The 12,382-nt window shown below is 70.9% G+C and carries 9 protein-coding genes and 1 riboswitch; of the genes, 5 read left to right on the plus strand and 4 right to left on the minus strand.

Features of this window, described 5'->3' with window-relative positions; translation table 11 throughout:
- The 3 genes from nuoL to nuoN are packed head-to-tail and all read left to right on the plus strand — an operon-like array spanning nucleotide 1 to nucleotide 5,197.
- A complete protein-coding gene (gene nuoL / locus AB0P07_RS00745) occupies nucleotides 1-1,965 on the plus strand; it encodes an NADH-quinone oxidoreductase subunit L (RefSeq protein WP_365543193.1) in 1,965 nt (654 codons plus the stop codon).
- A gap of 5 nt (nucleotides 1,966-1,970) precedes the next feature.
- Nucleotides 1,971-3,542 (plus strand): NADH-quinone oxidoreductase subunit M, encoded by a 1,572-nt coding sequence (locus AB0P07_RS00750; RefSeq protein ID WP_365543195.1) that lies wholly within the window; start codon nucleotides 1,971-1,973, stop codon nucleotides 3,540-3,542.
- Entirely contained in the window at nucleotides 3,539-5,197 is a 1,659-nt protein-coding gene (gene nuoN, locus AB0P07_RS00755; RefSeq protein WP_365543198.1) for an NADH-quinone oxidoreductase subunit NuoN, read from the plus strand. The genes AB0P07_RS00750 and nuoN overlap by 4 nt, the downstream gene beginning before the upstream one ends.
- An 85-nt stretch (nucleotides 5,198-5,282) precedes the next feature.
- Here the strand turns inward: nuoN and AB0P07_RS00760 are convergent, their stop codons facing one another.
- Nucleotides 5,283-5,882, minus strand: coding sequence for a Uma2 family endonuclease (locus AB0P07_RS00760; protein WP_365543201.1), 600 nt, complete (start codon nucleotides 5,880-5,882; stop codon nucleotides 5,283-5,285).
- Between the two features lie 223 nt (nucleotides 5,883-6,105).
- Here AB0P07_RS00760 and recQ point away from each other — a divergent pair, with 223 nt between their 5' ends.
- The gene (recQ, locus tag AB0P07_RS00765; protein WP_365543203.1) at nucleotides 6,106-8,082 is read left to right on the plus strand and encodes a DNA helicase RecQ; all 1,977 of its coding nucleotides are present in this window, start codon (nucleotides 6,106-6,108) and stop codon (nucleotides 8,080-8,082) included.
- 52 nt (nucleotides 8,083-8,134) lie between these two features.
- Here recQ and AB0P07_RS00770 read toward each other — a convergent pair whose 3' ends face one another.
- Together AB0P07_RS00770 and fahA are read right to left on the minus strand one after the other, a co-directional pair.
- The gene (locus tag AB0P07_RS00770; RefSeq protein WP_365543206.1) at nucleotides 8,135-9,073 is read right to left on the minus strand and encodes a M56 family metallopeptidase; all 939 of its coding nucleotides are present in this window, start codon (nucleotides 9,071-9,073) and stop codon (nucleotides 8,135-8,137) included.
- A 240-nt stretch (nucleotides 9,074-9,313) separates the two neighbouring features.
- Nucleotides 9,314-10,549: a fumarylacetoacetase gene (gene fahA, locus AB0P07_RS00775; RefSeq protein WP_365543208.1), complete on the minus strand. Its 1,236-nt coding sequence runs from the start codon at nucleotides 10,547-10,549 to the stop codon at nucleotides 9,314-9,316.
- A gap of 301 nt (nucleotides 10,550-10,850) precedes the next feature.
- Between fahA and AB0P07_RS00780 the strand changes: the two genes are divergently transcribed.
- A complete protein-coding gene (locus tag AB0P07_RS00780) occupies nucleotides 10,851-11,660 on the plus strand; it encodes an HAD family hydrolase (RefSeq protein ID WP_365543211.1) in 810 nt (269 codons plus the stop codon).
- A 63-nt stretch (nucleotides 11,661-11,723) separates the two neighbouring features.
- Here the strand turns inward: AB0P07_RS00780 and AB0P07_RS00785 are convergent, their stop codons facing one another.
- Entirely contained in the window at nucleotides 11,724-12,215 is a 492-nt protein-coding gene (locus AB0P07_RS00785) for a transglycosylase SLT domain-containing protein (protein ID WP_365543214.1), read from the minus strand.
- A gap of 4 nt (nucleotides 12,216-12,219) precedes the next feature.
- Nucleotides 12,220-12,375, minus strand: a riboswitch (cyclic di-AMP (ydaO/yuaA leader).
- Between the last annotated feature and the right edge of the window lie 7 nt (nucleotides 12,376-12,382).

Below are 12,382 nucleotides of genomic sequence, written 5' to 3' on the forward strand. Positions count from 1 at the left end.
GTGGAGAACCTGATTGCGCTGCTGGTGGCGGCGCCCCTGCTCGGAGCGGTCGTCCTGCTGTGCGGCGGACGCCGACTGGACCGTGTCGGCCACTGGGTCGGCACGCTGCTGGCCGCCGTGTCCTTCGTGATCGGCCTCGTGCTCTTCGCCGACCTGCTCGGCAACGGCGCCGAGGACCGCACCCTGACACAGCACCTCTTCAGCTGGATCCCGGTGGAGGGCTTCCAGGCCGACGTCGCCTTCCGGCTCGACCAGTTGTCGATGACGTTCGTCCTGCTGATCACCGGCGTCGGCTCGCTCATCCACCTGTACTCCGTCGCGTACATGGAGCACGACGAGCGCCGCCGCCGCTTCTTCGGCTACCTGAACCTGTTCCTCGCGGCGATGCTGATCCTCGTCCTCGCCGACAACTACCTGCTGCTGTACGTCGGCTGGGAGGGCGTCGGTCTCGCCTCCTACCTGCTGATCGGCTTCTGGCAGCACAAGCCCAGCGCCGCCACCGCCGCGAAGAAGGCCTTCCTGGTCAACCGCGTCGGCGACATGGGCCTGTCCATCGGCATCATGCTGATGTTCCTGTGGTTCGGCACCTTCGCCTTCGGGCCGGTGCTCGGCGGCCACGGGGAGGCCGGGCTCGCGAGCGGGGCGGACGAGGGCAAGCTCACCGCGATCGCCCTGATGCTGCTGCTCGCCGCCTGCGGCAAGTCCGCCCAGGTGCCGCTGCAGTCCTGGCTCGGTGACGCGATGGAGGGCCCGACCCCGGTCTCCGCCCTCATCCACGCCGCGACCATGGTGACGGCGGGTGTCTACCTGATCGTCCGCTCCGGCGCCATCTTCAACGGCGCGCCCGACGCGCAGCTGGTGGTCACCATCGTCGGCGCGGTCACGCTGCTCTTCGGTGCGATCGTCGGTTGTGCCAAGGACGACATCAAGAAGGCGCTGGCCGGCTCGACCATGTCGCAGATCGGCTACATGGTGCTGGCCGCGGGCCTCGGCCCCATCGGCTACGTCTTCGCGATCATGCACCTGGTCACGCACGGCTTCTTCAAGGCCGGGCTGTTCCTCGGCGCCGGCTCCGTCATGCACGGCATGAACGACGAGGTCGACATGCGCCGCTACGGCGGACTGCGCAAGTACATGCCGGTCACCTTCGTCACCTTCGGCCTCGGCTACCTCGCCATCATCGGCTTCCCGGGCCTGTCCGGCTTCTTCTCCAAGGACAAGATCATCGAGGCGGCGTTCGCCAAGGGCGGCACCGAGGGCTGGATCCTCGGCGCCTGTGCCCTGCTGGGCGCGGCCATCACCGCGTACTACATGACGCGCGTGATGCTGATGACGTTCTTCGGCGAGGAACGCTGGCGCAACGCCCCGACGCCGTCGCCCGCGAAGCCCGACGTGGAGCCCGCCGCCGAGACCCGCGGCGCATACGAGCCGCCGCACCCGCACGAGTCGCCGGGGCTCATGACGATCCCGATGATCGTGCTGGCCGTCGGATCCGTCGCAGGCGGTGCCTTCTTCAGCATCGGCGACCGCTTCCTGCACTGGCTGGAGCCCATCACCGGGCACAGCCACGGCGACGCGCCGATCAGCGCCGGTGCGGTCACCGGGGCGACGGTGGCCTGCATGGTCGTCGGCGTCGCGCTCGCCTGGGCGCAGTACGGGCGCCGTCCGGTCCCGGCCGTCGCCCCGCGCGGATCGCTGCTCACCCGGGCCGCCCGGCGCGACCTGCTCCAGGACGACTTCAACCACGTCGTCCTGGTCCGCGGCGGCGAGCACCTCACGCGCTCCCTGGTCTACGTCGACCACACCCTGGTCGACGGAGTCGTCAACGGCACGGCGGCCTCGTTCGGCGGCCTGTCCGGGCGGATGCGCAAGCTGCAGAACGGCTTCGCGCGCTCGTACGCGGTCTCGATGTTCGGCGGTGCGGCACTCCTCGTCGCCGCGACCCTGCTGATGAGGGCGGTCTGATACCGATGTCCTTTCCCCTGCTGACAGTCACGGCGGCCCTCCCGGCCGTCGGGGCGATCGCCACGGCAGCCGTGCCGGCCGCGCGTCGCACCGCGGCCAAGTGGCTGGCGCTGCTGGTCTCGCTGGCCACGCTCGCTCTGGCGATCACGGTGCTGGTCCGCTTCGACCCCGACGGCGACCGCTACCAGCTCACCGAGTCCCACTCCTGGATCGCGGACTTCGGTGTCCGGTACGAACTGGGCGTGGACGGCATCGCGGTGGCGCTGATCGCGCTGACCGCCCTGCTGATCCCGTTCATCATCCTCGCGGGCTGGCACGACGCCGACCCGCTGGAGACCGGCAGCAGCCGGTGGCGGCCGACGCAGGGCTTCTTCGCCCTGATCCTGGCCGTCGAGGCGATGGTGATCATCTCCTTCGAGGCCACCGACGTCTTCCTCTTCTACATCTTCTTCGAAGCCATGCTGATCCCGCTGTACTTCCTGATCGGCGGCTTCGGGGACCGGGCGCACGAGCACGGCGAGAAGACGGCGGCGACCCAGCGCTCGTACGCCGCGGTGAAGTTCCTGCTCTACAACCTGGCCGGCGGTCTGATCATGCTGGCCGCGGTGATCGGCCTGTACGTGGTCGCCGGGAACTTCTCCCTCACGGAGATCGCCGAGGCGCGGGCCAACGGCTCGCTGGACATGGCGACCAGCACCGAGCGCTGGCTCTTCCTCGGCTTCTTCTTCGCCTTCGCGGTGAAGGCGCCGCTGTTCCCGCTGCACACCTGGCTGCCCAACGCCATGGGGGAGTCGACCGCGCCGGTCGCCGTGCTCATCACGGCGGTCGTCGACAAGGTCGGCACCTTCGCGATGCTCCGCTTCTGCCTCCAGCTCTTCCCGGAGGCCAGCAAGTGGGCGACGCCGGTCGTCCTGGTCCTGGCGGTCATCAGCATCATCTACGGCGCGCTGCTCGCGGTCGGCCAGCGCGACATCAAGCGGCTGATCGCCTACGCGTCGATCTCGCACTTCGGGTTCATCATCATGGGCATCTTCGCGATGACCAGCCAGGGCCAGTCCGGCGCCACGCTGTACATGGTCAACCACGGCATCTCGACCGCGGTGCTGATGCTGATCGCCGGATTCCTGATCTCGCGGCGCGGCTCGCGGCTCATCGCCGACTTCGGCGGTGTGCAGAAGGTCGCCCCGATCCTGGCCGGCACCTTCCTGATCGGCGGCCTGGCGACCCTCTCCCTGCCGGGGCTCGCGCCCTTCGTCAGTGAGTTCCTGGTCCTGGTCGGCACGTTCACGCGCTATCCGGTGATCGGCATCATCGCCACCCTCGGCATCGTCCTCGCCGCGCTCTACACCCTGGTCCTCTACCAGCGGACGATGACGGGCCCGGTGAAGGCCGAGGTGAACGGCATGGCCGACCTCCGGGTGCGCGAGCTGGTGGTGGTGGCACCGCTGGTGGCGCTGCTGATCTTCCTGGGCGTCTTCCCGAAGCCCGTGACGGACATCGTCAACCCGGCGGTGGAGCAGACCATGTCCGACGTACACAAGACGGACCCCCAGCCTGAGGTGGAGGCGGCCAAGTGAGCGCAACAGCCGTCCACAGCCTGTGGACAACGGCGGCGACGGCGGCCGACCCGATCGCCAAGATCGACGCGCCGAAGATCGAGTACGGGCAGCTGTCGCCCGTCCTCATCGTCATCGGTGCCGCGATCATCGGAATCCTGGTCGAGGCCTTCGTGCCGCGCAGGTCCCGGTACTACGCCCAGATGTTCGTGTCGGCCGTCGCCCTGATCGCGGCGTTCGCGGCGGTCGTCGCGCTTGCGGCGCGCGGCTACGGCACGACCAAGGCCGGCATCACGGCGATGGGCGCCGTCGCCGTCGACGGACCCGCCCTGTTCCTTCAGGGCACCATCCTGTTGACCAGCCTGGTCGGCCTGTTCACCTTCGCCGAGCGGCGCCTCGACCCGGAACAGCACGGCAACCGCGTCGACTCCTTCGCCGCGCAGGCGGCCGCCGTGCCGGGCAGCGAGAGCGAGCAGAAGGCGGTCAAGGCGGGCTTCACCACGACGGAGGTGTTCCCGCTCCTGCTCTTCGCCGTCGTCGGCATGCTGGTCTTCCCGGCGGCCAACGACCTGCTGACGCTCTTCGTGGCCCTGGAGGTCTTCTCCCTCCCGCTGTACCTGCTGTGCGCGCTGGCCCGCCGCAAGCGGCTCATGTCGCAGGAGGCCGCGGTCAAGTACTTCCTGCTCGGCGCCTTCGCCTCCGCGTTCACCCTGTTCGGCATCGCGCTGCTCTACGGCTACGCGGGCTCGATGTCGTACGGCACGATCGCCCGGGTCGTCGACGGCACCGTCCAGAACGTCACCCCGGCGCTCGCGAACACCATGGGCAACGACGCGCTGCTGCTCGTCGGCTCCGCGCTGATCGTCATGGGCCTGCTGTTCAAGGTGGGCGCCGTGCCGTTCCACATGTGGACGCCGGACGTGTACCAGGGGGCGCCGACGCCGGTGACCGGCTTCATGGCGGCGGCGACCAAGGTGGCCGCCTTCGGCGCCCTGCTCCGCATCCTCTACGTCGTCCTGCCCGGCCTGCGCTGGGACTGGCGGCCGGTGATGTGGGGCGTGGCGATCGTCACGATGCTGGCCGGTGCGATCGTCGCGATCACCCAGACCGACATCAAGCGGCTGCTGGCGTACTCGTCGATCGCGCACGCGGGCTTCATCCTCGCCGGTGTCATCGCGACCACGCCGGAGGGCATCTCGTCCGTGCTCTTCTACCTGGCTGCGTACTCCTTCGTCACGATCGGCGCCTTCGCGGTCGTCACGCTGGTGCGCGACGCGGGCGGCGAGGCGACGCACCTGTCGAAGTGGGCCGGGCTCGGCCGCCGGTCGCCGCTGGTCGCGGCGGTCTTCGCGGTGTTCCTGCTGGCCTTCGCCGGTATCCCGCTGACCTCGGGGTTCTCGGGGAAGTTCGCCGTGTTCAAGGCGGCGGCGGAGGGCGGCGCGGCTCCGCTGGTCGTGATCGGTGTGATCTCCTCGGCGATCGCGGCGTTCTTCTACATCCGGGTGATCGTGCTGATGTTCTTCAGCGATCCGCGCCCGGAGGGCCCGACGGTCGCGGTGCCGTCCCCGCTGACGATGACGGCGATCGCCGTGGGCGTGGCGGTCACGGTGGTGCTCGGTGTGGCACCGCAGTACTTCCTGGACCTGGCGGGTCAGGCGGGGGTGTTCGTGCGCTGACGCCGTGCTCGCGGCTTTGTGGCCGCACGGCTGTGGTCCGGCCCCTCTTCGAGGAGGTGCCGGACCACAGCCGTGTGTGCCGGGGCTACTCGCCGCCGCGGCGCGGCTTGATGGCCGTCAGGTCCAGATCCATCGGGAAGGGCGCGCTCACCTTCATGCGTTCGTGGAAGATGCCGACGCTGGTGTAGGCGCGGGTGGTGGGCTCCAGCTCGAAGGCGTGGACGACGGCGAGGCCCTTCTCGTTCTCCACCCGCCAGTAGTGGGCGATGCCCGCCCGGGCGTACTTCAGGGGCTTGGTCTCGCGGTCGCGGGACACCGATTCGGGGGAGACGACCTCGACGGCAAGGGTGATGGCCTCGGCGGGGAAGCGGGTCTGCTCCGAATCCCGGACCACCTCTTCCCGCACGACGATCACATCTGGCTCGGGCCGGTTCTGCCGGTCGATGTCGATGGTGAACTCGCGGATGACGTCGAACTCCGCCGGGGCGAGAGAGTGGAGCTGCCACTCGAAGAAGCTCACAGCACGTGAGTGAAAGATGGTCTGGGGGCTTACGAAGACGAGGCTCCCGTCGATCAGCTCCGTGTGAGGAGGCAGGTTCGGAAGCCGGTCCAGGTCGTCCGCGGTCCAGCCGCCCTCCGGCGGGGTCGGCCAGTCGGGTGTGGACGCCTTCGGTGCGAGGCTCATCAGTGCTCCCATGGGACGGAGTCTCACGGGTGCAATCAGACTATCCGCCGGAAACGGGCGGGTCTCCCGCGAACGTGTGAACGATCGTCGTGTCCTGGACGCGGGGCCGCATGGGCAACCTGTGGATAAATCCGGGGCTGTCGGCGCGGACCCCTATCGTTGAGGAAGTGGTCGGGGCAGGACGGACCGGACGGGCGAGGCAGTACGTACGGGGGACGAGACGATGGGCGGGACGGGCGTGATCGGCGAGATGGCAGAGACGGCGCAGGTGAGGGACGGGGACAGCGAGGCGCTGGCCACCCTGCACCGGGTCTTCGGATACGACGCCTTCCGCGGCGAGCAGGAGGCGATCGTCGAGCACGTGATCGCCGGCGGTGACGCCGTCGTGCTCATGCCGACCGGTGGCGGAAAGTCCTTGTGCTACCAGATTCCTTCCCTGGTCAGGCCCGGCACGGGCATCGTGGTCTCGCCACTGATCGCGCTGATGCAGGACCAGGTCGACGCGCTGCGGGCGCTCGGCGTGCGGGCGGGGTTCATGAACTCCACGCAGGACTTCGACGAGCGGCGCGTGACCGAGGCCGAGTTCCTCGCCGGGGAGCTGGACCTGCTGTACCTGGCGCCCGAGCGGCTGCGCCTGGACAGCACCCTCGACCTGCTCTCCCGCGGCAAGATCTCCCTCTTCGCCATCGACGAGGCGCACTGCGTGTCGCAGTGGGGCCACGACTTCCGGCCCGACTACCTCGCCCTGTCCCTGCTCGGCGAGCGCTGGCCGGACGTGCCCCGCCTCGCGCTCACGGCGACGGCCACCGACGCCACCCACCGCGAGATCACCGAGCGGCTGCACATGCCGGCGGCGCGGCACTTCGTGGCCAGCTTCGACCGGCCCAACATCCAGTACCGGATCGTGCCGAAGTCCGACCCCAAGAAGCAGCTCCTGAGCTTCCTGCGGCAGGAGCACCCCGGGGACGCCGGCATCGTGTACTGCCTCTCGCGGAACTCGGTCGGGAAGACCGCCGAGTTCCTCTCGCGCAACGGAGTCGAGGCGGTGCCGTACCACGCGGGCCTGGACGCGGGCACCCGCGCCGCGCACCAGTCGAGGTTCCTGCGCGAGGAGGGCCTGGTCGTCGTGGCGACCATCGCCTTCGGCATGGGCATCGACAAGCCCGACGTGCGGTTCGTCGCGCACCTGGACCTGCCCAAGTCGGTCGAGGGCTACTACCAGGAGACCGGCCGCGCGGGGCGGGACGGCCTGCCCTCCACGGCATGGATGGCGTACGGCCTCAACGACGTCATACAGCAGCGCAAGCTGATCCAGTCCGGCGAGGGCGACGGGGCCTTCCGGCGCCGCGCCCAGTCCCATCTGGACGCCATGCTCGCCCTGTGCGAGACCGCCCGGTGCCGTCGCGGCCAGCTCCTCGCCTACTTCGGACAGGACCCGGACGGGGCCGGCTGCGGCAACTGCGACACCTGCCTGACCCCGCCCGAGACCTGGGACGGCACGGTGGCGGCGCAGAAGGTGCTGTCGACGGTGGTGCGGCTGAAGCGCGAGCGCGGGCAGAAGTTCGGCGCCGGACAGATCATCGACATCCTGCTGGGCAAGCGCACCGCCAAGGTGATCCAGTTCGACCACGACCAGCTCTCCGTGTTCGGCATCGGCGAGGAGTTGACCGAGGGCGAGTGGCGGGGCGTCGCCCGGCAGCTGCTGGCCCAGGGTCTGCTCGCGGTCGAGGGGGAGTACGGCACGCTGGTGCTGACCGAGGCCAGCGGCGAGGTCCTGCGGCGCGAGCGGGAGGTGCCGCTGCGCAAGGAGCCCAAGAAGCCCGCCGAGGCCAGGTCGGCGGGCGGTGGACGCGGCGAGCGCAAGGCGAAGGCGGCCGCGGCCGAGCTGCCCGCGGAGCTGGTCCCCGCCTTCGAGGCACTGCGCGCCTGGCGTGCGGAACAGGCCCGGGAGCAGGGCGTCCCGGCGTACGTCATCTTCCACGACGCCACCCTCCGGGAGATCGCCACCGTCTGGCCCACCTCGGTGGCGCAGCTCGGCGGCATCAGCGGGGTCGGTGAGAAGAAGCTGGCGACGTACGGGGAGGGCGTGGTCGGTGTGCTGGCCGCACTGGAGGGACCGGCCACCGGCGGGGGAGCGGTGGCGGAGGAGGAAGGGGGCCCCGAGCCGGGACCGGAGCCCGAGCCCGACGACTGGGCGTAGGCGACGGGCCGTCGGGCGGTGCCGTCGGGACCGTGTGCTCAGGCCAGGGCGGTCAGGCCAGTGCCGTCAGCCCCGGGGCGAAGGTGATCAGGAGGGGAAGGAGGGGGACCAGGGCGGCTGTCGCCGTGGTCAGGGCGCGCCGGCGGCGGGGCAGGCGGGGCCGGGGCTCCAGCAGGCGGTCGACCCGCTCGCCGAGCAGGCGGTGGCTGGACGCGCAGGAGAGGACGCCGCGGTGCTGGTTCAGCTCGATCAGGGCCAGCGCGGTGGTCAGGTGGCCGCAGCGGCGGGAGGCGGTGTCGTCGGCCGAGAGCTCGACCAGGCGGTGGGTCTGGTCGCAGAAGTGGGCGAAGAGCGGCACGCTGGGGAACCCGGTGGCCAGGGCGGTGGACAGGTGCAGCAGCCAGTCGTGGCGGGCCCGGGCGTGGCCGCGCTCGTGGGTCAGGACCGCGTCCAGCTGATGGTCGGTGAGCCGGTGCAGGGCACCGGTGGTGACGATCAGCTGGGGCGGGTTGCCGGGCATCCACCAGGCGTCCGGGTACTCGTCCTCCAGGACCAGCAGGGGACCGCGGGCGGCGGGGAGCCCGGCGGGCAGGTCGGGGGCGCGCTCGCGCAGATGGGCGCGTGAGCGGGCGCGCCGGCGGCGGGCCTCGACGAGTTCGCGGGCGAGCATCGCGGTCGTCCAGGCGGCACCGCCCGCCAGCAGGAGGGTGAGGACGGCCGCCCAGACCGGTCCGGCGGAGAGGTTGTACGCCGCGGTCACCGCGGGCGGCGCCGGAGCGAAGAGCTGGGCGCGCACGGTGCCGAAGACGGCGGTGGCGCCCAGGACGAGAGCCGTCAGGCAGCACAGCAGCACGGTGGCGACCAGGCACTGCCACACCCACAGCGCGACCACGGGATCCCGCTCGGGCCACGCGGAGCGGGTCAGCGCGCGGGGCACCGGCACCGCGGCGGTCACGGCGACGACGAACAGCAGGAGCAGGCAGACGGTCATGCCACTGGCTCCGGATCCTGGTCGAAGGATGGGCGGCTCTGGCTGTACTGGGGCTGTGCTGTGCTGAGTCGGGTGGTGCCGGCCCGGGTCGTGCGGGACCCCGGGCGCACACCGCCCGACGCCAGTATGACGGGGTCGGGCGGTGTGAGTCAGGTGGCGGCGGGCACCGGACGTGGAATTCGGACGGGGCCCTGTGGGTATGCGCGGGCGCACGGAGGGGGACGCCCCGTCGGACGTCCGTCAGGCCTCCCGGCCGACCACCCGTCCGGTGACCTCGCCCAGTCCGACCCGGACGCCGTCCGGTCCGGGTGCCCAGGCCGACAGGGACACCACGTCGCCGTCCTCCAGGAACGTCCGTTTGCCGTCGGGGAGTTCCAGCGGGTCGCGGCCGTTCCAGGTCAGTTCCAGCAGCGACCCCCGCTCACGCTCGGCGGGCCCGCTCACCGTGCCCGAGCCGTAGAGGTCGCCGGTGCGCAGCGAGGCACCGTTGACCGTCATGTGGGCCAACTGCTGGGCGGCCGTCCAGTACATGGTGGAGAACGGTGGCTCGGAGACGACGTGACCGTTGACGGCGACGGAGATCCGCAGGTCGTAACCGCCGGGTCCGTCCTGGTCGTCGTGCGTGTCGTCCAGGTAGGGCAGCAGCTGGTGCGTACGCTCGGGCGGTGCCACCCGGGCCCCCTCCAGAGCGTCCAGCGGCGTGATCCACGCCGACACGGACGTCGCGAAGGACTTGCCGAGGAACGGGCCGAGCGGGACGTACTCCCAGGCCTGGATGTCCCGCGCCGACCAGTCGTTGAGCAGGCAGAGCCCGAAGACGTGCTCGCGGAAGTCGCCGAGCCCCACCGGGCGGCCCAGGGCGGACGGCGTGCCCACCACGAAGCCCACCTCGGCCTCGATGTCGAGACGGACGGACGGGCCGAAGACGGGAGCGGCGTCGGCAGGGGCCTTGCGCTGCCCCGACGGGCGTACGACGTCCGTGCCGGAGACGACGACCGTGCCGGAGCGGCCGTGGTAGCCGATCGGCAGATGCTTCCAGTTCGGGGTGAGGGAGTCGGCGGCGTCGGGGCGGAAGATCCGGCCGACGTTGCGGGCGTGGTTCTCGGAGGCGTAGAAGTCGACGTAGTCGGCCACCTCGAAGGGCAGATGCAGGGTCACCGACGACAGTGGGTGGAAGAGGGGTTCGAGGACCTCGCGGTGGGAGGGCACCGTCACCCACGCCGTCAGCGCCCGCCGCACGTCCGACCAGGCCGTACGCCCGGCGGCCAGCAGCGGGTTGAGGGTGGGCCGCGCCAGCAGGGACGCGTACGGCGAGCCGAGCGCGTGGGCCGCCGCTCCCGCGTCGAGGACGTGGTCGCCGAGCCGGACACCCACCGTCGGTTCCGTCCGCTCCTGCGAGCCGGGGATCGAGAACACGCCGTACGGAAGGTTGTGCGGGCCGAAGGGGTCGCCCTCGGGGACATCGAAGGGGGGCATCGGGTGCTGCCTCGCTTTCGTGCTCGCCATGTGCGCCGTGCGCGCTGTGTGTCGTGCGGGCCACGTTACGGGTGACCCACCGGTCTTGGGCAGTGCGGCCGGAGGCGGCGTCCGGGCAGGTCGTGCCGTCGTCGACCGGTGCACGGGGCCCCGAGCCGGCCCCGGCCGAGGATGCGTCAGGTTGTGAGCACGATCGGGCGTCGGTGTGCATCGGTGGCCGGGTCCGAACGCACTCGCTACGTCCTCGTTCGGAAGCGGTCGCGGGTGAGTCGGACGGGTGCGGTGTCCGTATTCTCTGATCATGGACCGCACCGCATATTCACTCGTCGCCACCGATCTGGACGGCACGCTGCTCCGCGGCGACGACACCGTCTCCGAACGGTCGCTGGCCGCGCTGGCGCGGGTCGCCGGGGCGGGTGCGCGGCACCTGGTGGTGACGGGGCGGCCGGCCCCCCGGGCGCGCTCCCTGCTCGACCGTCTCGGCTGCACGGGGCTCGCGGTGTGCGGGCAGGGCGCCCAGGTGTACGACGCCGGCGCGCACCGCATGCTGTGGTCGGTCACCCTGGACCGGGAGCTGGCCGAGACCGCGCTCGGCAAGATCGAGGCCGAGGTGGGCCAGGTGCACGCCGCCGTCGACCAGGACGGTGTCGACGGGCTGACGCTCATCGAGCCGGGCTACCTGATGCCCCACCCCGCCCTGCCCGCGGTACGCGTCGAGCGGCGCGAGGAGTTGTGGCGCACGCCCATCACCAAGGTGCTGCTGCGCCACCCCGAGCTGACCGACGACGAGTTGGCGGCGACGGCGCGTGCGGTGGTCGGTTCCCTCGCGACGGTCACCATGTCGGGGCCCGGGACAGTCGAGCTCCAGCCGTGCGGCATCACCAAGGCGACCGGCCTGGCGCTGGCCGCCGAGCACCTGGGCCTGCGGCGGTGCCACACGATCGCCTTCGGGGACATGCCCAACGACATCCCCATGTTCCAGTGGGCGGCCCACGGCGTCGCCATGGCCGGAGCCCACCCCGAACTCAAGGCGGTGGCCGACGAGATCACCACGACGAACGAGGACGACGGCGTGGCCGTCGTCCTCGAGCGGATCTTCCCTGCGTCTTAGGAGCGCACCGCCTTGGAAGCGCACCGTATTGGGGTGCGCACCGTCTCGGGCGCGCGGTGCGGCTCAGTACGCGCTGAAGACGTTGTCCATCGAGCCGTAGCGGTCGGCCGCGTAGTTGCAGGCGGCGGTGATGTTGGCGACCGGGTCGTACGGGTTCCAGGAGGTGCCGGGCACGTGGTACGCCTGGAAGGTCGGGTCGATCACCTGGAGCAGGCCCTTGGACGGGGTGCCGTTGATGGCGTTGATGTCCCAGTTGTTGATGGCGTTCGGGTTGCCGGAGGACTCCCGCATGATGTTGCGGTAAATGCCGTCGTAGGTCCCGGGGATGCCGTGCTGGGCCATGATGTCGAGCGACTCGCGGATCCAGCCGTCGAGGTTGTTCGGGTACGTCGTCGCCGCCGTGGTGGCGGTCGTGGCGGCGGCCGGGGTGGCCGCGGAGGCGGTGGTGGCGCCGATGAGCGGCAGCGCCAGCACCGCGGCACCGGTGCCGGCCACGGCGAGCTTGCGGGCGAGGCGGCCGGTGAAGGCGTGACGGATCTGACCGTTGGCAGACATGTTGTGTCCCTCTCCTTACGCCTACGAGGTGAGCTGTCGGGTTCGGGCGGGGAGGTGCCCGGCCGCGCCCTGACGGGTACGGCTTCACCCCTAGCCGCTCCGGTGCTGACCGGTGCGGCGACTTACCTGGGTCCCCCGCTCCTGCCGGCGAGTGTGTTGGGTGGATG

Source organism: Streptomyces sp. NPDC085944, from assembly GCF_040686295.1.
In the GTDB taxonomy this organism is placed as follows: Bacteria; Actinomycetota; Actinomycetes; order Streptomycetales; family Streptomycetaceae; genus Streptomyces; species Streptomyces salinarius.

Coding starts and splice junctions, on each gene's coding strand:
- AB0P07_RS00760 (WP_365543201.1), bottom strand. CDS start 5,882: ATGAGCCTCGCACCGAAGGCGTCCACACCCGACTGGCCGACCCCGCCG.
- AB0P07_RS00770 (WP_365543206.1), bottom strand. CDS start 9,073: ATGACCGTCTGCCTGCTCCTGCTGTTCGTCGTCGCCGTGACCGCCGCG.
- recQ (WP_365543203.1), top strand. CDS start 6,106: ATGGGCGGGACGGGCGTGATCGGCGAGATGGCAGAGACGGCGCAGGTG.
- AB0P07_RS00780 (WP_365543211.1), top strand. CDS start 10,851: ATGGACCGCACCGCATATTCACTCGTCGCCACCGATCTGGACGGCACG.
- AB0P07_RS00785 (WP_365543214.1), bottom strand. CDS start 12,215: ATGTCTGCCAACGGTCAGATCCGTCACGCCTTCACCGGCCGCCTCGCC.
- AB0P07_RS00750 (WP_365543195.1), top strand. CDS start 1,971: ATGTCCTTTCCCCTGCTGACAGTCACGGCGGCCCTCCCGGCCGTCGGG.
- fahA (WP_365543208.1), bottom strand. CDS start 10,549: ATGCCCCCCTTCGATGTCCCCGAGGGCGACCCCTTCGGCCCGCACAAC.